At 67.5% G+C, this 22,433-nt stretch carries 23 protein-coding genes; 13 read left to right on the forward strand and 10 right to left on the reverse strand.

Annotation, left to right across the window (positions count from 1 at the left end):
* The 5 genes from AC07NB_RS07395 to AC07NB_RS07415 form a co-directional block, all read right to left on the reverse strand.
* The coding region (locus AC07NB_RS07395; protein ID WP_494572571.1) for an Hpt domain-containing protein at positions 1 to 970 on the reverse strand (970 nt) is incomplete at its 3' end.
* 13 nt (positions 971 to 983) lie between these two features.
* Entirely contained in the window at positions 984 to 1,349 is a 366-nt protein-coding gene (locus AC07NB_RS07400; protein WP_492312001.1) for a response regulator, read from the reverse strand.
* Positions 1,346 to 1,642, reverse strand: coding sequence for an STAS domain-containing protein (locus tag AC07NB_RS07405; RefSeq protein WP_492312000.1), 297 nt, complete (start codon positions 1,640 to 1,642; stop codon positions 1,346 to 1,348). Before AC07NB_RS07405 ends, AC07NB_RS07400 begins: the two co-directional genes overlap by 4 nt.
* Complete coding sequence (locus AC07NB_RS07410) at positions 1,642 to 3,546, reverse strand: methyl-accepting chemotaxis protein (protein ID WP_494570648.1); 1,905 nt, start codon at positions 3,544 to 3,546, stop codon at positions 1,642 to 1,644. Before AC07NB_RS07410 ends, AC07NB_RS07405 begins: the two co-directional genes overlap by 1 nt.
* 47 nt (positions 3,547 to 3,593) lie before the next feature.
* Entirely contained in the window at positions 3,594 to 4,301 is a 708-nt protein-coding gene (locus AC07NB_RS07415; RefSeq protein WP_492311999.1) for a TorF family putative porin, read from the reverse strand.
* A gap of 303 nt (positions 4,302 to 4,604) precedes the next feature.
* Here AC07NB_RS07415 and AC07NB_RS07420 point away from each other — a divergent pair, with 303 nt between their 5' ends.
* The 7 genes from AC07NB_RS07420 to truA all read left to right on the forward strand — a co-directional run bounded on the left by AC07NB_RS07420 (position 4,605) and on the right by truA (position 9,856).
* Positions 4,605 to 6,146 carry a sensor histidine kinase gene (locus AC07NB_RS07420; RefSeq protein WP_494570565.1) on the forward strand — a complete coding sequence of 514 codons (1,542 nt, stop codon included), beginning with the start codon at positions 4,605 to 4,607 and terminating at the stop codon, positions 6,144 to 6,146.
* The gene (locus AC07NB_RS07425; RefSeq protein WP_291837343.1) at positions 6,143 to 6,769 is read left to right on the forward strand and encodes a response regulator transcription factor; all 627 of its coding nucleotides are present in this window, start codon (positions 6,143 to 6,145) and stop codon (positions 6,767 to 6,769) included. The genes AC07NB_RS07420 and AC07NB_RS07425 overlap by 4 nt, the downstream gene beginning before the upstream one ends.
* Positions 6,770 to 6,890: 121 nt before the next feature.
* On the forward strand, positions 6,891 to 7,247 hold the full coding sequence (locus AC07NB_RS07430; RefSeq protein WP_492312710.1) for an acyl-CoA thioesterase: 357 nt from the start codon (positions 6,891 to 6,893) through the stop codon (positions 7,245 to 7,247).
* A gap of 57 nt (positions 7,248 to 7,304) precedes the next feature.
* Positions 7,305 to 7,859, forward strand: a complete 555-nt coding sequence (def, locus tag AC07NB_RS07435; RefSeq protein WP_291837341.1) for a peptide deformylase — start codon at positions 7,305 to 7,307, stop codon at positions 7,857 to 7,859.
* Entirely contained in the window at positions 7,859 to 8,086 is a 228-nt protein-coding gene (locus AC07NB_RS07440; RefSeq protein ID WP_291837339.1) for a hypothetical protein, read from the forward strand. Before def ends, AC07NB_RS07440 begins: the two co-directional genes overlap by 1 nt.
* A gap of 103 nt (positions 8,087 to 8,189) precedes the next feature.
* A complete protein-coding gene (gene fmt, locus AC07NB_RS07445; RefSeq protein WP_494570564.1) occupies positions 8,190 to 9,119 on the forward strand; it encodes a methionyl-tRNA formyltransferase in 930 nt (309 codons plus the stop codon).
* Positions 9,119 to 9,856: a tRNA pseudouridine(38-40) synthase TruA gene (truA, locus tag AC07NB_RS07450; RefSeq protein ID WP_494570563.1), complete on the forward strand. Its 738-nt coding sequence runs from the start codon at positions 9,119 to 9,121 to the stop codon at positions 9,854 to 9,856. The genes fmt and truA overlap by 1 nt, the downstream gene beginning before the upstream one ends.
* A 44-nt stretch (positions 9,857 to 9,900) precedes the next feature.
* Here the strand turns inward: truA and AC07NB_RS07455 are convergent, their stop codons facing one another.
* Together AC07NB_RS07455 and AC07NB_RS07460 are read right to left on the reverse strand one after the other, a co-directional pair.
* Positions 9,901 to 10,293 carry a YidB family protein gene (locus tag AC07NB_RS07455; RefSeq protein ID WP_492311995.1) on the reverse strand — a complete coding sequence of 131 codons (393 nt, stop codon included), beginning with the start codon at positions 10,291 to 10,293 and terminating at the stop codon, positions 9,901 to 9,903.
* A gap of 123 nt (positions 10,294 to 10,416) precedes the next feature.
* Entirely contained in the window at positions 10,417 to 10,554 is a 138-nt protein-coding gene (locus AC07NB_RS07460; protein ID WP_291834039.1) for an entericidin A/B family lipoprotein, read from the reverse strand.
* 97 nt (positions 10,555 to 10,651) lie between these two features.
* On the opposite strand from AC07NB_RS07460, the gene AC07NB_RS07465 reads away from it, so the two are divergent.
* On the forward strand, positions 10,652 to 12,310 hold the full coding sequence (locus AC07NB_RS07465) for a thiamine pyrophosphate-binding protein (RefSeq protein ID WP_494570562.1): 1,659 nt from the start codon (positions 10,652 to 10,654) through the stop codon (positions 12,308 to 12,310).
* An 11-nt stretch (positions 12,311 to 12,321) separates the two neighbouring features.
* Positions 12,322 to 12,777: a hypothetical protein gene (locus tag AC07NB_RS07470; RefSeq protein ID WP_494570561.1), complete on the forward strand. Its 456-nt coding sequence runs from the start codon at positions 12,322 to 12,324 to the stop codon at positions 12,775 to 12,777.
* Positions 12,778 to 12,781: 4 nt separating this feature from the next.
* On the opposite strand, the gene AC07NB_RS07475 is transcribed toward AC07NB_RS07470, so the two are convergent.
* Positions 12,782 to 13,411 carry a hypothetical protein gene (locus AC07NB_RS07475; protein WP_494570560.1) on the reverse strand — a complete coding sequence of 210 codons (630 nt, stop codon included), beginning with the start codon at positions 13,409 to 13,411 and terminating at the stop codon, positions 12,782 to 12,784.
* Positions 13,412 to 13,516: 105 nt separating this feature from the next.
* On the opposite strand from AC07NB_RS07475, the gene polA reads away from it, so the two are divergent.
* Positions 13,517 to 16,426: a DNA polymerase I gene (gene polA / locus AC07NB_RS07480; protein ID WP_494570559.1), complete on the forward strand. Its 2,910-nt coding sequence runs from the start codon at positions 13,517 to 13,519 to the stop codon at positions 16,424 to 16,426.
* Positions 16,427 to 16,435: 9 nt separating this feature from the next.
* Here the strand turns inward: polA and AC07NB_RS07485 are convergent, their stop codons facing one another.
* The gene (locus tag AC07NB_RS07485; RefSeq protein WP_494570558.1) at positions 16,436 to 19,093 is read right to left on the reverse strand and encodes an HD domain-containing protein; all 2,658 of its coding nucleotides are present in this window, start codon (positions 19,091 to 19,093) and stop codon (positions 16,436 to 16,438) included.
* A 245-nt stretch (positions 19,094 to 19,338) separates the two neighbouring features.
* Here AC07NB_RS07485 and AC07NB_RS07490 point away from each other — a divergent pair, with 245 nt between their 5' ends.
* From AC07NB_RS07490 to AC07NB_RS07500, 3 genes are read left to right on the forward strand one after another with little or no spacing between them, the layout of a single operon-like run.
* Entirely contained in the window at positions 19,339 to 19,785 is a 447-nt protein-coding gene (locus AC07NB_RS07490) for a hypothetical protein (RefSeq protein WP_494570557.1), read from the forward strand.
* On the forward strand, positions 19,785 to 20,387 hold the full coding sequence (locus tag AC07NB_RS07495; protein ID WP_494570556.1) for a hypothetical protein: 603 nt from the start codon (positions 19,785 to 19,787) through the stop codon (positions 20,385 to 20,387). Before AC07NB_RS07490 ends, AC07NB_RS07495 begins: the two co-directional genes overlap by 1 nt.
* Before the next feature lie 18 nt (positions 20,388 to 20,405).
* A complete protein-coding gene (locus AC07NB_RS07500) occupies positions 20,406 to 21,629 on the forward strand; it encodes a BaiN/RdsA family NAD(P)/FAD-dependent oxidoreductase (RefSeq protein WP_494570555.1) in 1,224 nt (407 codons plus the stop codon).
* A 74-nt stretch (positions 21,630 to 21,703) separates the two neighbouring features.
* Here the strand turns inward: AC07NB_RS07500 and AC07NB_RS07505 are convergent, their stop codons facing one another.
* Positions 21,704 to 22,327: a hypothetical protein gene (locus tag AC07NB_RS07505; RefSeq protein ID WP_494570554.1), complete on the reverse strand. Its 624-nt coding sequence runs from the start codon at positions 22,325 to 22,327 to the stop codon at positions 21,704 to 21,706.
* Positions 22,328 to 22,433: the final 106 nt, after the last annotated feature.

The following is a 22,433-nucleotide window of genomic DNA, read 5'->3' on the forward strand; positions in this document are numbered from 1 at the left end:
GAGCGGCGGCTAGGGGCGCGACGGGCGCGGCCTCGACCACCGGCGCGGGCGCGGGGTCGGCGGCGCGGGCCAGCAGGGCCGCGATGTCCAGATCAGCGGCGGCGGCCGGCGCCGCCAGTTCGGGCAGGGCGGGCAGCTGGGGCAGGTCATCCACGACCGGAGCGTCGCCCAGCGGCGTGATGCTGAGGTCGCAGTCGCTCTCGACGAAATCAAACACCTCTCGCACGGCGGTCTCCTCGACAGCGGCGGTCAGGTCGATGGTCCAGATCAGGTGGTTGTCTTCGGCGATCAGCGCGTCGAGCGCCGGAACGGCGCTGTCGTCCAGCGTGACCGAGATCGGTCCCAGACGGCCCAGTTCGCGCAGCAGCAGGCCGGTCTCGTTGGCGTTGGCGTACATGGCGCCGTGCGGCCGGAAGACCACGCGCCAGCCGGAGGTGGCCGAGGCCGGCGCGGCCAGCGGCGGCAGGTCGAGCGACGGCAGGTCCAACGACGGCAGATCCAGCGACGGCAGGCCGACGGTCAGGGGAACGAAGCCGAAATCGTCGTCCTCGTCCTCGGCGGCGGCGTCGGGAACCGAGGCCTCGCCGTGGGTCAGGACCTCCATCTCGGCGACTAGGCCGGCGGAGCGGACCTCGTCGACCTCGGGGATACGTCCCTGCGCGGCCGCGATGTGGTCGGCCAGCACGTCGGAGGCGCGCAGCAGGGTGCGGACGGTGATGTCGTCGCACTCCTTACGTCCCGCGCGCAGCTCATCCATCAGCGTCTCGAAGACGTGGGCGAACCGGACCAGCGCCTCCAGCCCGAAGGCCCCGGCGCCGCCCTTGACCGAGTGAACGGCCCGGAAGACGGCGTTGATGGTCTCGTTGTCGGTCTGACCCGACTCGAGCACCAGCAGCTTGGCCTCCAGGTCGGCGAGCAGCTCGTCGCATTCCTGGAAGAAGGTCGCCTTGATCGCTTCGAACGCGTCCACGTTTACCTCTGCCTCAGGCGGCGACGCGGCGGACGGCGTCCACCAGCTTCACCGGGTCGAAGGGTTTGACGATCCAGCCCGTCGCGCCGGCGGCGCGGGCGCGGGCCTTCTTCTCGGCGTCGCTCTCGGTGGTCAGCACCAGCACCGGGGTGTGGCGGTGGTTCGGATCGGCGCGCACGCCCTCGATGACGCCGAAGCCGTCCATCCGGGGCATGTTGATGTCGGTGATGATGATGTCCGCGCCGTTGGCGGCGAGGACCTCCAGGCCGTCAACGCCGTCGACGGCCTGGATGACGCGGTAACCCGCCTCCTCCAGAGCCATCAGCAGCATGTCGCGCATGGTGCGGGAATCGTCGACGGTCAGAACGGTCTTGGTCACGCGGGAGCTCCCAGAGGAACGGTGTCGAAGGCGGCCGCGCCGAACGCGGCCCACTGGTCGGAGAAGACGGCGCCGTCGCCGGTCGTCACGGTCAGGGGCTGACCGTCAGCCGCCCACAGGGCGCGGGCCGACAGCAGAACCTGAAGGCACAGGCCGCCCAGACGCTCGACCGCCGAGGCGTCGAGGGTCAGGGGCTGGCCGCGAACGGCCAGCAGGTCGGCCTGCAGGGGCCCCGCCGCGCGGATGTCGAGCACGGCGGGAAGGACGAGGGAGTGACCGGCGACGTCGCTCATCAGAACTCCTCCCAGCCGTCCTCGACGGCCTGCGGCTTGAGGGCGGCGCCGCCGCGTCCCGTGGCCCGCATCTGCGGAACCGGGGCGTGGGCGTGGGAGCGCGGAGCCGGCGCCAGGGCGCGCGTCTGGACGCTGCCGTCGCCGATGCGGAAGCGCGACACCGAGTTGGCCAGGCTTTCGGCTTCCTGCGACAGCGAGTGGCTGGCGGCGGTCGATTCCTCGACCATCGCGGCGTTCTGTTGGGTCACCTGGTCCATCTGGTTGACGGCGGTGTTGACCTGCTGGAGGCCGGTGGCCTGCTCCTGCGCCGAGGCGGCGATTTCGGAGACCAGGCTGTCGATCTCGGCGACGCGGCCGACGATGCGTTGCAGGGCTTCGCCGGTCTGGCCGACCAGTTGCACGCCCGACGCCACCTGATTGGTCGAGGCCGAGATCAGGGTCTTGATCTCCTTGGCCGCTTCCGCCGAACGCTGGGCCAGGGCCCGGACCTCGGAGGCGACGACCGCGAAGCCGCGGCCGGCGTCGCCGGCGCGGGCGGCTTCAACGCCCGCGTTCAGGGCCAGCAGGTTGGTCTGGAAGGCGATTTCGTCGATCACGCCGATGATCTGGCTGATCTGCTGCGCCGAGCGTTCGATGGCGCTCATGGCCTCGACGGCGTCGCGAACCACGATGCCCGAGGTCTCGGCGTCGCCGCGCGCGCCCTGGACCACGCTGGAGGCCTGACGGGCGCCCGAGGCGGTCTTGTTGACGGTGGCGGTGATCTGATCCAGCGCGGCTGCGGTTTCCTCGAGGCTGGCGGCCTGCTGCTCGGTGCGGCGCGACAGGTCGTCGGCGGCGTGACTGATCTCGCCCGAGCCCGAGCGGATGGCCGACACGTTGGAGACGACCACCGACATGGCGTCCTTCAGCTGGGCCATGGCCGCGTTGAAGTCGGACTGCAGCTTCACATAGTCGGACGGGAAGGTCTGGGTCAGGCGATAGGTCAGATCGCCGGCGCTGAGCTTCTCCAGGCCTTCGGCCAGAGCGGTGACCACGGCGGCCTGTTCCTCGGCCGCGGCCTCGGTGGCGGTCAGGTTGCGGCGGCGTTCGGCCTCGGCCTTCTCGCGGGCGTCGGCGGCTTCGGCCTCGACCCGGATCTTGTCGATGGCGGCGTCGCGGAAGGCGATGATCGCCTGGCCCATGGCGCCGAACTCGTCCTTGCGGGCGGCTTCCGGCACCTGCAGCGCGGTGTCGCCGCCGATCAGGCGCTTCATGTGCTCGACCATCTTCATGACCGGGCCTCCGATGCCGCGCGTCAGGGCCACCCCGACCAGCAGCGACAGGATGATGGCGGCGAGAATGCCGAGGCCCAGCGTCCATTTGGCGGTGGCCATGGCCGCGTCGTACTGGGCGCGAACCCGTTCGAGGTCGGCCTCGTTGGCGGTCTTGATGGCGTCGATGGCCTCTTCAACCGGCTCCATCACCTTGTCCGCCGAACCGTCGCGGCCGACCATGGTCAGGGCCTGATGGCGAGTGGCCGGATTGAGCGAGAGCGTGCGACCGTTGATGACGACGTGGTCGTACCAGGCGTCCGCGGTCCGTTCGGCCGCGTCGATGGCGGCCAGGTTGTCGCCGGTGGCCTTCTCGCGCATCTCGGCCAGCTTGGCCTTGAAGGAGTTGCGGTGGGCGGCGGCGCGTTCGACGTAGTATTCATCGTTCGAGATCAGGAAACCGCGGAAGCTGTTTTCCTGGCGGACCATGTAGAATTCGGCCGCGGCCGTGGACCGGACCATGGCGTTCGAGACGGAACGCTCGGCCTGCGCCCTGTCCAGCGTCCTCAGTTGCAGGAAGACGACCGCGCCCATCACGGCGATCGCCGTCAGGACGCAGGCGAAGGCCAGGAACAGCTTCCGGCCGACGGGCATGTTGTTCAGGAAATTCACTGGATAAGCCTCGAACGTTCGGAGTGAAATCAGAAAGCGAAGGTGAGAGCGGCGACCAGCCGACCCTCGTAGGGCTCGCCCAGGTCATGCTCATCGGTGTCGTACCAACGCAGGTCGGCCGAGACGGCGTCGGTCAGCTTCTGCTTCACGCCGACGTTCCAGGCGGTGTAGTCGGCGCCGCCGTGGGCGCGGCGGGTGGCGACGGCGGCCGAAGCCTTGGTCTTGGGCGCGATTTTGTAGGCGGCCTGGGCTTCGACCCACCAGGCTTCCTTGGTCCCGGCGAAGCCGTCCGGGGTGTAGTTCACGCGAAAACGGCCGCTGACCGGACCGATGCTGCGCGACACATCCGCCTGATATTCCCAGTAGTTGGAATCCACGTTCGCCGCCGTTCCGGGCAGGTCACGGTTAAGGACGGCGAAGTCGAACTCGAAGCCGAGCGCTTCCGGCGCCCAACCCACAGTCGTGATGATCTCGGCGTCGGAACCCTGCGAAAGCTCGGCGGTCGAGGCGAAAACGCTGGCGTGGAAGGCGCCCTGGGCGACCTCGAACTCGCCCGACCAGGCGACCTCGCCGTTGCTCTTTCCGAGGCCTTTACCGACGTATTCGCTGGCCACGCCGACCTGGCCGCTGAATTCAGGATCGGCCGCGGCAGGGCCGGCGATGAAGAGGACAGCCGCGAAGGCCGCCGTGAAGAGGGCGCCGGTCCGGCGCACAACTTGAAGATTGAAGGAGGACATTCTTACCCCGGTTTGTTTGGGACATAATCCGGGTAACGCTAATATTCTTCGTAAACTCAACGGTACGTACAAAACCGTACGAATACGTAGGACTACGTAGTTGCTGTTTACTTTGATTGATCCTTAACCGACTTGAGAACTGCTTGCCGAGATCGCGCAGACCCTTCAAAGAAAGGTCTGTCCCGCAGCGGCCGCGCCGCTCGGCGCAAAAAATCCACCCGAGGGCTCCCCCCCAAACGCCAGACGCCCGCTTTCTCACGAGAGCGGGCCCTATACGTATTTTCCCTTATGCGGATTGTTGTTATGCCTGACTCCAGCGGAACAGAGGTTCCGGCAGAGGGAGGGGTCGATCCGATCACCGGACTCGATCTGCACGATGTGACAGGCAAGCGCTCGGCGTCGGAGATCCTGTTCTCCATGGCGACCACCCGGTCCTACCGGGGATGGCGGGCCTATCTGCTGGCGATCGGGGCCGTTCTGGCGTGTTTCGCCCTCAGGGCCGTGCTCGAGCTCTTCGGCCATTTCTACTACCTGCCGCTGGTGCCGGCGGTGGTCATCACCGCCATGCTGGCGCGCCGCGCGCCGACCGCCCTGGCCATCGCCCTGTCGATCGCGGGCAATGTCATGCTGGTGAGCCGCGAGAGCCTGGCCGACACCCTGGTCAACGCCGGCCTGTTCGTGGTCGTGGGCTGGCTGGTGGCCGAGATCTGCTGGGCCCAGCGCCGCATGCACCGCCGCTCCATGGAGCTGACCCGCACGCTGGCGGGCCGCAACGCCGTGCTGGATACGGTGCTGGCCACCGTGCCGGTGGTCATCCTGGGCCGCGAGGGCCAGATCCGCCGCCTGACTCCGGCCGCCGCCAGCCTGTTCGGGATCGACAGCTTCGAGACCGCCGACCGGTCCTTCGGAGAGCTGGTCCACGGCTTCGATCTGCAACGGCTGGACGGCAAGGCCTCCAACGGTCCGCTGGAGGCGCCGACCGGCCACTGGATCGGCCGCCGTCCCGACGGGCGGCCCCTGATCCTGAGCCTGCAGATGGGCGTCATGCCCATGGCCTCGGAGGAGGACTACGCCGCGGTCTGCATCACCGACCTGACCGAGGCGGAGATGGCCACCGAGCGGGCCCGGGATCTGGACATCCAGCTGAACCGCGTCTGGCGCCTGAACTCGCTGGGCGAGATGGCCGCCACCCTGGCGCATGAGCTGAACCAACCGCTCAGCGCCGCCACCACCTATATGCAGGCCAGCCAGCGGGACATCGAGCGGGCCGGGCTGATCGGCCAGAGCGCCGCCAGGACCCTGGACCTGGCCAAGGGGCAGGTGCTCAGGGCCGGGAGCATTATCCGGCGCATGCGGGACATGCTGGTCACCGGCACCCGTCGACTGGAGAGCGAGAGAATTTCTTCCATGATCGAGGATTTGGGTCCAGCTTTTGCCCTTATTGCCCGCGATAGGGGGGTCGAGATTCGCACAGACGTCGACGATTCCGACGATATCGTGCGAGCCGAGCGTATCCAGTTTCAACAGGCCGTGATCAACCTGGTCCGCAACGCCGCCGAGGCGGTGGCGGATCAGGCGCAATCCGTTGTGGTGATCCGCGGCCAGTCCTTGGACGGCGGAGGTTATCGGTTGACGGTTGAAGACAGCGGCCCCGGCATTCCCGGCGACGACATCGAGGCCGTCTTCCGTCCGATGACCACCACCAAGTCGTCGGGCATGGGCCTGGGCCTGTCCGTCACACGCACCATCGTCGAGAGCCACGGCGGCGCCCTGTCCGTGGGGCGCAGCGATCTGGGCGGCGCCGCCTTCTCGATTGAGTTGCCGCAGGAGACTGAAGAGGCATGAGCAACATCCGGCATTCGGTGTTCGTGATCGACGATGACGCGGCGGTCCGCGACTCCCTGCTGCACCTGCTGCGCGCCGAGGGCGTGCGGGCCCGGGGTTTCGCCAGCGGCGCCGACTTCTTCGCCAACCTGCCGGAAGACCGCTCGGCGTGCGTCATCACCGACATCCGCATGCCGGGCATGGACGGCGCAGAGGTGGTGCGCCGCCTCAGCGAGATGACCGACCGCGTCTGGCCCGTGATCGTCTTCACCGGCCACGCCGACGTGCCGATGGCGGTGCATCTGATGAAGGCCGGGGTCATCGACTTCATCGAAAAGCCCTTCGATCCCACCCGCATGATCGAGACGGTCAAAGGCGCGCTGGACCAGCTGGACCACATCTCGGCCCGGCAGGAGCAGCGGCTGGAGGTCGACCGCCGGCTGGCCACCCTGACGCCGCGCGAGCACCAGGTGTTCGACGCCCTGATCCTGGGTCGGTCGAACAAGGAGATCGCCCTGCTGCTGTCGATCAGCCCGCGCACCGTGGAGATCTTCCGCTCCAAGGTCATGGACAAGATGCAGGCCGCCAGCCTTTCCGCCCTGGTCCGCATGGGCCTGTCGGCATCGCCGCCCACCGACGCCTGACCGCTTGCGGTTCCCCGGCGGGCGGCGGATATGAGCCTGCCCTGAGGCCCGGAGCCGAACCTTGAGCCACCCTGATCTGCCGACCCGTCCCACCGGCCAGCCCGTCGGCCGGGTGATCGCCATGCCCGCCGACACCAATCCGGAAGGCGACATCTTCGGCGGCTGGCTGCTGGCCCAGATGGACCTGGCCGGCGCCACCCCGGCCTTCGAACTGGCGCAGGGCCGCTGCGCCACCATCGCCATCGACGGCATGGTCTTCCACCAGCCGGTCTCGGTCGGCGACGAGGTCTCGATCTACGCCCGGGTGATCAAGACGGGCCGGACCTCGATCCGGGTCCACGTCGAGGCCTGGAAACGGCCGCGCAACCACGCCCAAGCCGAGTCCATGCGCGTGACCGAAGGCGTCTTCACCTATGTCGCCATCGACCAGGACCGGAAGCCCCGCCCCCTGCCCGTCGCCGACAACGCGGCCGGATAACCCTACGAAACCGTCGGAAATCTTGACCTTTCGGCCCTGCGCGCCTACCTCGCGGGCATGGCCGTCCGTCGCATCCTGACCATCGACAACCCCGCCGACCTGTCGGTGCTGAAGCAGATCTCCACGCCGGTCGAGGGACCGGTGACGGATGAGCTGCGTAGCCTGATGGACGACATGCTGGACACCATGTACGCCGCGCCGGGCATCGGCCTGGCCGCGGTGCAGATCGGCGACACCCGCCGCGTCATCGTCATGGACCTGGGCGACGGCGACCCGGTCGAGGGCGACGACCCCGAGGCCCGCAAGCCCAATCCCCGCCATTTCGTGAACCCCGAGATCGTCTGGTCGTCGGAAGAGCTGTTCACCTATGAGGAGGGCTGCCTGTCGGTGCCGGAGTATTATGACGCCGTCGAACGCCCCGCCCGCGTGCGCCTGACCTACCTGAACTACGCCGGCGAGGCGGTCGAGGAAGAGGCCGAGGGCCTGTTCGCCGTCTGCATCCAGCACGAGATGGATCACCTTGAGGGCGTCCTGTTCATCGACCACCTGTCGCGGCTGAAGCGCGAGCGCGCGGTCGCCAAGGTGAAGAAGGCCGCGAGGCTCGCCGCCTGATGGCCCGCATCAAACGCAACCGCGACCGCATCATCGACCCGCGCGGCCGTCGCCGACTGACCCGCAACGAGAAGGTCGGCGTCGCCTCGGTCGTCACCCTGGTCGGCGTCGCCGCCGTGGGCGTGATCGCCGGCGTCCTGCTGGACCGCCTGCTCGACTTCGACGACGCGCTGGACGCGGGCGGCGAATGGGATGAGGGCGGCGGCGTCTTCACCCGCTGGGACTGACGTCCCAGGCGGCTCGCTGCTTGAGGGCGTATCCGCTCCAAGGCTCGCGATTTGAACGCGGTTTCTGCTAGAGCCGCCGCTTCTACTGACTGGATCGGTCGCCATGCGCCTCGCCTTCATGGGCACCCCGGACTTCGCCGTGCCGTCGCTGGCCGAGATCATCGCCAGCGGCCATGAGGTCGTGGCCGTCTATTCCCAGCCGCCCAAGCCGCGCGGGCGCGGCCAGAAGCTGACCCCCTCGCCGGTGCACGCCTTCGCCGAGACCATGGGCCTGCCGGTCTTCACCCCCGCCTCGATGAAGGCCCCCGAGGCCATCGCCGACTTCCAGAGCCTGGACGTCGACGCCGCCTGCGTGGTCGCCTACGGCCAGATCCTGAAGACCGAGGTGCTGGAGGCGCCGCGTCTGGGCTGTTTCAACCTGCACGGCTCTCTGCTGCCCCGCTGGCGCGGCGCCGCGCCGATCCAGCGCGCCATCATGGCCGGGGACAAACAGACCGGCGTCCAGATCATGCGCATGTCCGAGGGCCTGGACGAGGGCGCGATCCTGCTGTCCGAAATCCTCGACATCCGCGCCGACGACACCGCCGCCACCCTGTCGGAACGCATGTCCCACACCGGCGCCAGCCTGTGGCCCCGCGCCCTGGCGGCCATCGAGCGCGGCGGCGCCGAGGGCACGGAACAGGCCGGCGAGCCGACCTACGCCCGCAAGATCACCCCCGCCGAGGCCCGCATCGACTGGTCCCGCCCCGCCGCCGAGGTGGACGCCCATATCCGCGGCCTGTCGCCCTTCCCCGGCGCCTGGTTCGAGGCGCCCGGCGCCGACGGCCCGGTGCGGATCAAGGCCCTGCTCTCGTCCGTCAGCCCGCGGGGCGGCGCGGCCCCCGGCGAGGTGCTGGACGGCGAGGGCCTGAACGTCGCCTGCGGCGAGGGTGCGGTGCGTCTGATCCGTGTCCAGCGCGAAGGCAAGGCGGCGCAGGCCGCCGACGAGATGCTGCGCGGCTTCGCGCTGCCCGCCGGTACGGTGCTGGCGTAGTGCCGCGCTACCGGCTCACGGTCGAGTACGACGGCTCGGGCTACAACGGCTTCCAGGCCCAGCCCGGCCAGCCGACCGTGCAGGGCGCGCTGGAGGCCGCGATCAAGGCCTTCTCGGGCCAGACGCTGCGCCTCGCCGCCGCCGGCCGCACCGACACCGGCGTGCATGCGACCGGACAGGTGGTCAGCTTCGACCTGGACAAGGCCTGGCCCGAGCACACGGTCATGAACGCCATGAACGCCCACCTGATCGAGGAAGAGGTGTCGGTGCTGGACTGCGTCGGGGTAGACGACGATTGGCACGCCCGCTTCTCGGCGACGGGACGGCGCTACCTGTATCGCATCCTGAACCGGCCTGGCCGTCCGGCGCTGGATCTGGGGCGGGTCTGGCACATGAAGAAGCCGCTGGACGCCGAGGCCATGCACGCGGCGGCCCAGGCGCTGGTCGGCCTGCACGACTTCACCACCTTCCGGGACGTGAACTGCCAGTCCAAGTCGCCGGAGAAGACGCTGGACGTGGCCCGCGTCACCCGCGTGGGCGAAGAGGTGCATCTGGTGTTCGAGGCGCGCAGCTTCCTGCATCGCCAGGTGCGGTCGATGACCGGGACCCTGGCCGAAGTCGGCATGGGCCGCTGGGCGGTCGAGGATGTGGCCAAGGCGCTTGAGGCGCGCGACCGCAACGCCTGCGGGCCGGTCGCGCCCTCCGAAGGATTGTATCTGACCGGCGTGGTCTACTGAAACCCGGGTCGAGCCGGACGGCGTCCGCTCAACCCGGTTTCGTTCTAGCGCTTCAGGAAGCCGCCGATCATGTCGCCGAGACCGCCGGGCAGCTTGTCCAGCAGGTCGCCCGCGCCGTCGACGGAGCCGCCCGGCGTCAGCCGGTCGATGGCCTCGGGCAACAGGCCCGCCAGCGTCTCGCTGGCCTGCTCCGGCGAAATGCCCAATTTGGCGGCGAAGTCGCCGATGGGACCGGACCCCAGAACGCCGGCGATCTGTTCCGGCGAAATGCCGGCGTTGGCGCTCTTGCCGATCCACGATCCGACCACGTCGCCCAGACCGTTCTGGCCGAACTTCTCGGCGAGTCCCGCGACTCCCCCCTGTCCCTTCAGCAGATCGGCCAGCCCGCCGCCCGCGTCCTTGCCCAGTCCGCCCGCCACGTCATCGAGAAGTCCCATGGTCCTGCCTCCGTGCGTCCGCTGAAGTGCGACGGCCAAGTCAGGCCACAGAAGCGGGAAACGGGCAACGAAAAGGCCCGCCGGATCGACCGGCGGGCCCTCATATCTTCGAGAGCGAGAGCTCTAGTTCTTGGCCTGCTCGGCGCCCGAGGTGACGGCGTTGCCCGCCGCCTGAACGTCGCGGCCGACGCCCGAGATGGTGTTGCAGGCCGACACGGCCAGGGCGGCGGCGACGAGAGTGAGGGCGATAATCTTCTTCATTGGGTGATCCCCGGTGACATTGAACCTTCACGGTAAACGCAAGCGTGGCCGTGGGGTTGCATGGCCAAGGTCCGGGTTGATCTGCTAGTCGGGCGGAATGACCCAGCCCGCGAACACCGCCGCCCGCCGCCTCGTCGAAACCCTGGTCGTGAACGGAGTGGACCGCGTCTTCTGCGTCCCGGGCGAAAGCTATCTGGCGGTGCTGGACGCGCTGGCCGACGTGCGCGACCAGATCCAGGTCATCGCCTGCCGGCACGAGGCGGGCGCCGCCAACATGGCCGAGGCCTACGGCAAGCTGACCGGCAAGCCGGGCGTCTGCATGGTCACGCGCGGGCCGGGCGCGACCCACGCCTCGATCGGCGTGCACACGGCGCATCAGGACTCCACCCCGATGATCCTGTTCGTCGGCCAGATCGCCCTGACCGACCGCGGCCGCGGCGCCTTCCAGGAGGTCGACTACCGCGAGGTGTTCGGCGGCCTGGCCAAATGGGCGACCGAGCTGGAAAGCCCCGAGCGCACCGTCGAAGTGGTCGAGCGCGCCTTCGCCACCGCCCTGCAGGGCCGGATGGGGCCGGTGGTCATCGCCCTGCCCGAGGACATCCTGCACGAAGACGGCGGCCCCGCCCCCGTCCGCGCCGTGACGCCCGCGAAGGCGGCGCTGGACCCGGCCTTCGTCGAACAGGTCCGCGCCCGCCTGGCGCAGGCCGAGCGGCCCCTGCTGGTGCTGGGCGGCTCCGGCTGGACCACCGAGGCCGCGGCCGCCATCGGCGACTGGGCCGAGCGGATCGGCCTGCCGGTCTCCCTGTCGTTCCGCCGCAAGGACATCCTGTCCAACGACCGCGCCAACTACGCCGGCGACCTGGGCCTGGGCTGCAATCCGAAACTGACCGCCCGCGCCAAGGCGGCGGACCTGATCATCGCCGTCGGCGCCCGGCTCGGCGAGAACCCGACGCAGGGCTACACCCTGCTGGACCGCGCCCGCACGGCGGACACCCTGATCCACATCCATCCGGGCGCCGAGGAGCTGGGCCGGGTGTGGACGCCGCTGCTGAGCGCCACCGCCGACAATTCGCTGGCCGCGCTGGCGCTGTCGGCCATCGATCCGGGCCGGACCTGGACCGCCGAGGCCGAAGCCGCCCACGCCGACTATCAGGCCTTCTCCACGCCCGTGCCCGTCGGCGGCGCGGTCAACATGAGCGAGTGCATGGCGCACCTGGGCGAGATCCTGCCGCCCGACGCCATCGTCACCAACGGAGCGGGCAATTTCGCCGCCTGGCTGCACCGCTTCTATCGCCACCGCGCCTGCCGCACCCAGCTGGCCCCGACCTCGGGCGCCATGGGCTACGGCTATCCGGCGGCGCTGGCGGCCAAGAGCGTCCATCCGGACACGGACGTCATCTGCATCGCCGGCGACGGCGACTATCTGATGACCGGGCAGGAGATCGCCACGGCGGTCCAGTACGGCATCAACGCCGTGGTCGTGATCGTCGACAACGGGACCTACGGCACCATCCGCATGCACCAGGAAACCCACTATCCGGGCGCCCAGCGGGTCATCGCCACCGACCTGAAGAACCCCGACTTCGTGAAGTACGCCGAAGCCTTCGGCGCCTTCGGCATCCGCTGCGAGCGGACCGAGGACTTCCCGGCGGCGCTGGAGGCCGCCCGGAACGCGGGCCGCCCCGCCGTCGTTCACCTGATCACCTCGGCCGAGGACATCGCGCCCAACCGCACGATCACCGGCCTGCGTTCGTAACAGGAGCCGCCATGCGCGCCGCCGCCGCCCTGATCGCCGCCCTGGTCCTGACGGCCTGCGCCACGCCCGCGACCTCCGTCCCCGGCGGCCCGGAGCAGGCGACCGACCAGAACGACTGCGCCGTCATCGCGGCGGTGGCCAAGGCGCACTATCGTTTCAACACCACAGACAACCTCCCCCCGCCGCTGTGGCTGTTCAGCGAGACCGGCGATTGGTCGCCGCGCTGCGACTGGAGCCGCCACGGCGTCAGCTTCCCGACCACCTACGACCCCGATCGCCCGCATCGCCCCGGCGACCGCATCCAGTGGGTGCAGTTCCAGAAGCCGGTCTATGACGGCAACGGCGCCACCTTGGAGTCCGGCATCCTGCACGGCCCGCTGGCCGGGATGGGCTTCCGCTGCCGGGTCGTCTCCGGCGTCGCCGGCTGGACCCTGGCGGGCCCGTGCGAGAACACCTGGATTTCCTGATCCCCTACTGACGAGGCGGCGCCGTTTCGGTCCAGCAGGGCAGAAGCTGCGCCAGAGTATCGCCGACCACTGGCGCGACCGGTGATCCCGAGTTCGCGGTGATCTCGATCCGGTCACTCCAGGCGACGCCGTCGAAACGTCCGCGCATGCGGATCCGGTAGGTGTTGTCGTGCAGATAGCCGCCGCCGAAATCGCTTTCCGTGGCGGGACCTAGGGGGTCCGGCAGCGCGGGCACGCGAGGCGTGAGCGCCGGCAGACCCGCGATACGGTCCAGCGCCTCCTGCACGGCCGGGCACTGCCGGGAATCGGCGAAACGCTCGATCGTTCCGCGGTTGTGCCGGGCCCGCAGCCGCGCGAACCAGACGGGGCGTCGGGAGCGGTCGTCCGTGATCCAGACCCAGTTGAACGCCACCGACACCGCCGTCCAGCGCATGTCGGCCTTGGCCGCCAGTTCGACGACAGGCGACGTCCAGCTCAGATCGTCCGTCGCGCCGCGCTCGACGAACTCGACGGGGTTCTCCCGGTGGGTGTCCGTCACCGGAGGGACGAGGGTATCGAGACGGAGCAGGGGGTAAGGCTCCACCGTTTGTGGAGCGCCCGAAAGGGCCAGCGAGAATGAGAGGGCGCCAAGCATGATGATCTCCTGTCGCAGCAGCGTGGGCGCTCGCCGGACCCGCCGTCAACACGACAAGGCCGTTCGTCAGGTGACGTCAGAACCCGCCTTGCCTATGTTCGCGCCATGACCGACGCGACGCCCGAGACCGCCCCCCGCCCCCTGACCCAGGACGGCCCGCCGCTGCGGCTCTGGATGATCGACGCCTCGGCCTACATCTTCCGCGCCTACCACGCCCTGCCGCCCCTGACCCGCAAGTCGGACGGCCTGCCCGTCGGGGCGGTGCAGGGTTACTGCAATATGCTCTGGAAGCTGCTGCAGGACATGAAGGGCGCCGACGGCCCGACCCATCTGGTGGCCATCTTCGACCATTCGGAGAAGACGTTCCGCAACACCCTGTACGACCAGTACAAGGCGCACCGGCCGCCGGCGCCCGAGGACCTGGTCCCGCAGTTCCCGCTGGTGCGCGAGGCCACGGCGGCGTTCGGCGTGCACTGCGTCGAGCTGCCCGGCTATGAGGCCGACGACCTGATCGCCACCTACGCCTGCCGGGCGCGGGACGCCGGGGGCGAGGCGGTCATCGTCAGCTCCGACAAGGACCTGATGCAGCTGATCGGCCCCTCCGTGGTCATGTGGGACCCGATGAAGGACCGCCGCCTGGCCGAGCCCGAGGTGTTCGAGAAGTTCGGCGTCGGCCCGGAGAAGATGATCGACCTGCAGGCCCTGATCGGGGACAGCGTCGACAACGTCCCCGGCGCGCCCGGCATCGGCCCCAAGACGGCGGCCCAGCTACTGGACGAATACGGCGACCTGGACACCCTGCTGGCCCGGGCCGGCGAGATCAAACAGCCCAAGCGGCGCGAGACCCTGATCAATTTCGCCGACCAGATCCGGCTCAGCCGCGAGCTGGTCAGGCTGACCTGCGACGCCCCCGCGCCCGAGCCGATCGACGACTTCGCCGTGCGCGATCCCGATCCGGTCCTGCTGGCCGAGTTCCTGGACAAGATGGAGTTCCGCAGCCTGCGCAATCGGGTCGGCGACGGCAAGGCGGCCGCCAAGGAGGGCTCGGCCTTCGCCGCCCGGCCCAAGCCGCTGACGGCCCCGGTCATCTCACCGCGCTACGCCCCGCAGGCCGTCGCCACCGACGTCGCGGTCCAGACCTTCGATCACGAGGCCTATGTCTGTGTACAGACGATCGAGGAACTGGACGCCTGGATCCGGCGGGCCGAGGCGGCCGGGATCGTCGGCTTCGACACCGAGACCGACGCCCTGAGCGCCACGCACGCCGGCCTGTGCGGCGTCTCCCTGGCCATCGGCCCCAACGACGCCTGCTATGTGCCCCTGACCCATGAGCATGAGCCCCAGGCGGGCGGCGGCGGGCTGGACTTCGGCGACGGCGGCGACGCGCGCGAGCCCCTGAAACAGATCGACAAGCCGACGGCGCTGAGCCGTTTGAAAGCTTTGCTGGAGAACCCCGCGGTTCTCAAAGTCGGCCAGAACATCAAATACGATCTCGCCGTCATGGCCCAGCGGGGCATCCGCGTGGCGCCCTACGACGACACCATGCTGATCTCCTACGTCCTCGAAGGCGGACTGCACGGCCACGGCATGGACGAGCTGTCCCGCCTGCATCTGGGGCACGACCCGATCCCGTTCAAGACCGTGGCGGGCACGGGCAAGAGCCAGAAGTCGTTCAAGCACGTCGAGCTGAAGCCGGCCACGGGCTATGCGGCCGAGGACGCCGACGTGACGCTTCGCCTGTGGCGCATCCTGAAGCCCCGGCTGGCGGAGCAGGGCCTGGTCACGGTCTATGAGACCCTGGAGCGGAGCATGCCCGAGACCCTGGCGGGCATGGAGCGCGAGGGCGTCCGCGTCGATCCGGTCCGCCTGCGCTCGCTCAGCAGCGAGTTCGGCATGCGCATGGCCGAGCTGGAGGCCAAGGCCCACGACCTGGCCGGCCGCCCGTTCAACGTCGGCAGCCCGCGCCAGATCGGCGACATCCTGTTCGGCGACATGTCGCTGCCCGGCGGCAAGAAGACCGCATCCGGCCAGTGGGAGACCGGCGCCGCCACCCTCGAAACCCTGGCCCTGACCCACGAACTGCCGCGCGTCCTGCTGGACTGGCGCCAGCTCAGCAAGCTGAAGGGCACCTATACCGACGCCCTGATCGAGGCCGCCGACGACAGGACCGACCGCGTCCACACCAGCTACCAGCTGGCCGCCGCCACCACCGGCCGCCTGGCCTCCAGCGACCCCAACCTGCAGAACATTCCGATCCGCACGGCCACCGGCCGCCAGATCCGCCAAGCCTTCATCGCCGGCCCGGGCAATGTGCTGATCAGCGCCGACTACAGCCAGATCGAGCTGCGCCTGCTGGCCCACATCGGCGACATCCCCGAGCTGAAGCGCGCCTTCAAGGCGGGCCTGGACATCCACGCGGCCACGGCCAGCGAGATGTTCAACGTGCCGCTGGACCAGATGGACCCGGAGACCCGCCGCCGCGCCAAGGCGATCAATTTCGGCATCGTCTACGGCATCAGCGCCTTCGGCCTGGCCGCCCAGCTGGGCATCGACCAGGGCGAGGCCGGGGCCTACATCAAGACCTATTTCGAGCGCTTCCCCGGCATCCGCGCCTATATGGACGCGACCAAGGCCCAGGTGCGCGAGACGGGGATGGTCAGCACGGTCTTCGGCCGCCGCATCCACATCCCGGCCATCCACTCCAAGTCGGGCGCCGAGCGCCAGTTCGGCGAACGCGCCGCCATCAACGCGCCGATCCAGGGGGCGGCGGCCGACATCATCCGGAGAGCCATGATGCGCATGCCCGCGGCCCTGGAGGCGGCGGGGCTATCACAGGTGAAGATGCTGCTGCAGGTGCACGACGAACTGGTGTTCGAGGCGCCGGAAGGGCTCGCGGACCGGGCGATCGTGGAGATCAGGCGGGTGATGGAGGGGGCGGCCCTGCCCGCCGTGGCGCTGACGGTGCCGCTGGTGGTGGATGCGCGGGCGGCGGGGAACTGGGATGAGGCGCACTAGGGGGCTCGACTACTCCACGGCGCTTAACGTGATTACATTAGCTTCGATGCTCAGCCCTGGTGTGAGGCCGTCTCGTTCCGCCGATACCCCTTGATATGTACCGATCACCTTTCGAACTGCACCCGTGGTATGCAGCCTGAGGTTCTTGCTTGCGAGGCTGTCGGAAATCATTCCCGCAAGAGAAAGATTTCTTTGTGGATCATTATCTGAGCTAATTTCTGTATATAGACGGTAGCTGGATTGTTGAGCGTATAATACCAGCCCGTGACACTCCACATCCTCGCCAATGTTCCGTGTCACATACGATCCTGAAAATTCAATGCTTTCGATGTAGTGGTTCTTTTTTTCGTTACCGTACGGCCTGCTTACAACGACGTCTATTTCGCCACCTGTCACGAGCTTTTTCACAATCTCGTCCAAGGACACACAATCACCGTTAAGGAAAGCCACAGCAATTGGCTGCGCGTCGCCACCCAACGACGACACTCGTTGACAAATAACCTCATATCTTTGTGCCGGAAGATTCAAGCCTTTTAGCAACTGTACTTGCTCATTTGCCCATCGCGCCACCTTGGACAGGCTTACGGGATCGCCAGCAATCCGTCTGGGCCCCTCAGGCCAACAGTCGATTACCCCTACGTGGTCGGAGCCAGGATCGTCGTTCTCATCAATGTTGGCCGAAAGCCCGCCAACCGACGCGAGTCCAGGACTGTAACCGGCATTCAGGTAGTTGACGCAGGCCAAACCCGCGCTTGGATCTGCGGGATCAATTAGAGTCATTTCACCTGACAGCTCATAGTATGGCTCGACCCGCCCTCTGGATATGGCTGTGAGCTTATGTGAAACGCGCTTGAGCCAAGAAGACGGATCTTGGTGCCAATTGCGACTATGAATTCTAGTTCTAGATTCTTCAAACTCTTGAACGTACACATCCACATCGACAGTTTGACATATCAACCCGACAGCTTCCTTTAAGCTAAAGTATTCGCCTTCACGATACTCTGATATCTCAAGTAAATTGTTAAGCTGATCTTGCGTTAAAAACGCACCAACTAAAGTTGAATGATTTGTCTGAAACGAAGACTGGCGTTCATTTAAAAGTATCGGCCGGAGGGCGTACGCTCTTCTAAAACTAAGCGTCTTTACGCTGCCCAAGCCTTCGTCGAAAGGCCTTGACGAAACCAGAACGCGGTCGGAGCACATGAATATTGAGAAAAAACCAATTCCGTATTTTCCAATACGCCGCTTTGACTTCGACGCAAGGCCAGGTCTCTCAATCTTGGCGAGATCGGATGTTACATAGCTTGACCCAAAATCGATCAGAGGGCCTGTCATAACCGAACGAGACATACCCAAGCCATCGTCGGCTACCTGAAGCCAGTAACCCGATTGATCACCCTCATCACCCTTCATGAGCCTGATAGATACCCGCCCTTCATAATCGCTATCAGCAGGCTCAAGTTCTCGCCTAAGATAAACAGCGTCGATAGCATTCTGAATAAGCTCTCTTAACGGGACTAACGATGATCGGCCGTAAAGCTCCTCTCCACCAAACATGTCGACGACCCGATCGACATTGGTGATTCTTATCTCAGCAGAGACTGGAGACCATCCTTCTACCTCCACATGCCTCGACAAACGAGTGGGCGTTTCGGAGTCTCTAATACGTTGGACTGCAAAAGGCGTGTGCCGCAGGTCTCTCAGGAGATTGTTGCTTGCATGAAGTTCTTTTTCTGCCACTTGGATTGCGTCTTGTGCAATCCACCAGGCGTCTGCGTCCTTGGCCTTGAACGGCCTTGTCGAGCTAAAAATCAACGCATCGGGTTCAGAAGCATCAACAATAGGGGTGGCGAGCCTGTGCTGGGCGCGCCAGTGTTTCTCGGAAATCCCGCGAACTTTCAACAGGGCGTAGAGAAAATCAGGCGCCCTCTCTTGATCGAGTTGGCATGCATCTGCACACCGAAGCAGACATGCCAAAATAATGGGCCTTACTGTCCAAGAGGGTGGGTGCCCGGACAAGGCTCCTCTCAACTGAGGAAGCTTGCGCTCCAATGCGCTAATGTCCCAATGGTGGCTTGCAGCTATCTGTCCGATCAATGGACCCAAGTGTGTCCTGATTTGATCGTCCTGGATCAGGCGAACCGTAACTCCAGCTTCCTGATTATCAAATGACAGCTCACCCAGTTCTTCTGCCCGGCGGGCGTGAAGAGTGCGAAGTGTATTGAATAGAAGGAAACTCTCGTCTTCGGCCGTTAATTTTATCGCCTTCGTAGGGTCTGCACTTTCGAGATTCAGAGTAGCGGCGGCGTCTGACCACTCCGCAGTTTTCATGACCTCTTTTCGGCCGCCCGGGTAGGCGGCAACCGTATTTGCCGCGTCATGAAGCAGAATGGCACCTCCGAGCACAAACACCTCGATGGGCGTAAGATCGAATCCTTCACCAGCTATCTGATCGGCTCGATCCCAAAGAGCGTTGAAATGATGTTCATCGTGCAGCGTCAGACCCGGTAGATCCGCAGCGATACGGCTGGCGAGAAGAACGCCGTTGGACCAGAACTGGCCATAGGCCACACGAAGGCGTTCCCGCTCTGCGGCGTACGGATCGTTGTCGCGTCGGTCCAACGCCCTCTTCCATAAGCCAGTTCGTTCGTAGGTCGGCTGAGCCATGGGCTGCTGTGGTCCTCATACAGATCGTGTCGAACACGAGGCTACAGTTTCTAGGCTACCTCGCAACACGTAGAGAAATTCAGCTCACAGCTGTATAAAGCTTCGCCGTTCGTTGTCTGTAATTACCCCGCCGTAGCGGAGCGGTTCACGAACCTTCGCGCAATCACTTTAAGTGATTTCAACCGCTTGGCGCTGGTTTTCGGCGATCTTCCAGCAGTAGCTCGCGCCCGCCGTAAAATACCGGCATGACCACCGGCCGCCCTGGAAACCCGAAGCTGGACGATCCGACCTGGATCGCGCTGCTCGAACGCTATGTGCGCGGGGAGGCCGCGGCGGGGCTGGCGCGCGAATACGGGGTGAGCGCCCGGGCCATCGCCTGGCAGGCGCGGAACCGGGGGTATCGCAAGATGGATCGGCCGGACGCCGTCTATCGGCGGCGGTCGGCGCCGCCGGTCGCGCCGCTGGCGAACGCGGCGGAGAGATGCGGCTTCGACCATGATCCCGGGGACCTGGACGGGTCGATCGCGCGGGCCGAGGCGCAGGCGAGGCGGGCGGCCGCCGAGGGGCGGATGCTGGACGTCGTGCGGATCGGGCGAGCGGTGGAGCGGCTGCGGGCAAGGCGGGAGCGGGGCGCATTTCCCCCTCCACCGCCTTCGGCGGTCCCCCTCCCCCATGAGGGGGAGGAGACCTGATGCCCCGCCACAGCAAGCTCACCGAAGCCCAGTGGGACGCCCTGTTCGCGCGGGATGCGGCGGGGGAGCCGCGCGGGCGGCTGGCGAAGGCCTATGGGGTGGCGGTCGGGACCATCGCCTGGCAGGCGCGGCGGCGGGGACGGTTGAAGGGCGCGGTGGAGGGCGCAGTGGACCGGCGGCGGCGGCCCGAGGGCGGGTGGCCGGCGGGGCATGTCTTCGTGCAGAGCCGGAGCGGGATGACGCCGGAGCGCTGGGACCAGGCGCTGGACCGCTATGCGGCGGGCGAGGACGCCGCGGCGCTGGGGGCCGAGTACGGCTTTCACCCCGCCTCGCTGGCGGCGCGGGCCAAGGCCGGGCGGCGGCGCAAATGCGACCGGCCGGACGCGGTCTATCGGCCGCGCGGACCGCACGGGGGCGCGCCCCGGGCGGGATGCGCCTTCACCTTCCAGGGGAACGATCCGGAGGCGACCCGCGCCTCGCTGGCGCAGACGGTCGAGCGGGCCATGGTCGAAGGGCGGCTGGCCGATGCGACGGCGCTGCTGCGGCTGTGGATGGAGATGCGGGCCTATTTCGCCCTGCGGCGGCGGGTGCTGGGGCGCTGATGTGTGCTAGGGCGGGGCATGACTGACACGGTTGACGTCCTGATCGTCGGCGCCGGCGCGGCCGGGATGATGTGCGCCATCGAGGCCGGGCGGCGCGGGCGGTCCGTGCGCGTGGTCGACCATGCGCGGGCGCCGGGCGAGAAGATCCGCATCTCGGGCGGCGGCCGCTGCAACTTCACCAACCTGGGGACCGGACCGGCCAACTTCCTGGGCGAGAACCCGCGCTTCGCGACCTCGGCCCTGAAGCGGTTCACGCAGCACGACTTCATCAAGCGCGTGGATAAGGCGGGCATCGCCTGGCACGAGAAGACGCTGGGGCAGCTGTTCTGCGACGACAGCGCCAAACAGATCATCCGCATGCTGACGGACGACATGCGGGCGGCGGGCGCGGTGCTGTCGATTGGGCTGGCGGTGGACCGGGTGGCGCGGTCGGGCGAGGGGTATGAGGCGGCGCTGTCGGATGGGTCGGTGGTGCGCAGCCGGTCGCTGGTGCTGGCCACCGGCGGCAAGTCGATCCCCAAGATGGGGGCGACGGGCTGGGCCTATGACACCGCGCGGGGGTTCGGCCTGAGGGTGACGGAGACGCGGCCGGCCCTGGTTCCGCTGACGTTCGAGCCGGGGCTGCTGGAGAAGCTGGCGCCGCTGTCGGGGCTGTCGGTCGAGGCGGTGGTGAGCCACCGCGTGCCGGCGGACGGCGGGGCGCCGGGGCGGCCGACGGGGGAGACAAGGTTCGCCGAGGGGCTTTTGTTCACCCACCGGGGGCTGTCGGGACCGTCGATCCTGCAGATCTCAAGCTACTGGCGCGAGGGGGAGGCGATCACGGCGCGGATGGCGCCGGACGTCGACGTCTATGCGCAGCTGAAGGCGGCGAAAGAAGAGAACGGCAAGCAGATGGTGCACACGGCGCTGGGCCACATCGTGCCGCGCCGCCTGGCCGAGAGCGTGTGCGAGCGCGAGGGGGTGAAGGGCAAGCTGGCCGAGGTCGGCGACAAGGTGCTGCGCCGGCTGGACGCGGCGGTGAACGGCTGGACGGTGAAGCCGGTGGGCTCGGAGGGCTATCGCACGGCCGAGGTGACGCTGGGCGGGGTGGCGACGGAGGGGCTGGACCAGCAGACGATGGAGGCGAAGGCGGTCCCGGGCCTGTTCGTCATCGGCGAGGCGGCGGACGTCACCGGCTGGCTGGGCGGGTATAATTTCCAGTGGGCCTGGTCGTCGGGGTGGGCGGCGGGGCAGTCATGTTAGTGGCGCTAGCGCTCGCGACGCGGTCGCTCGCTGCTTGAGCGCGTTTGAGTGCGCTAGCGCCCGCGACGCGGTGTTCAGGGACAGGTGCGGGGGGCTCGCGTCGCCGCCGGCGGCGGTGAACTGACCTCCACCAACATCCGGGCCTCGCGAGGCTCCGAAGCGGGCTGCGCGGCGGCGAGTTGGTTCCTCGCTTCCGGCGTGAGCGTATCGATGGCGACGGAATTCCAGCGCCGACCCGTGTCGTCCTCCGCCGCGAGGATGAAACGGCCGCCCCGGGTGATGGCTTCCATCAGGCCCGGTGTCGACGGCCCGCCGAACTCATCGGCTCCGCTTCCGCCGCTGGACCAGTGCTGGGGGTGGTCCGGTCCCGCGGGAACGAACACGCGGTAGCCGCGCCAGACCTGTCCGTCCGGACCCAGGATCACGGACTGAATCCAGCTGTCCCGATTACGGCAATAGTTGTTGAAGACGATCCCCCAGGTCACCGATTTCGGAGTCGAAAGATCGGTGGCGTCATTGTCGAACCAGATGTGGAAGGCAAAGCCCGCGACATCGACGTAGCCGCCGGCCTGGAGGGCGAGATCCCCGGTCGGCTCGAGTCTGACGGTTTCGGTCCGGATGGGCTCGGCGCCCGGTTCCGGCGGCGTCGCACAGGACGAGAGAACCAGAGCCGTAACGGCCAACAGCAACGGTCGCATTCGGAGTCCCCCTGTTCGCCCGGGACAGTGAGCGGTCTGGCTGGACCCCGTCAAGCGCACCGACCGCCCGCCGCCTGACTCCCGCGCCCTTCTGCTGTATGTCCCC

It is taken from the genome of Brevundimonas sp. GW821-FHT09G01 (genome assembly GCF_059416065.1).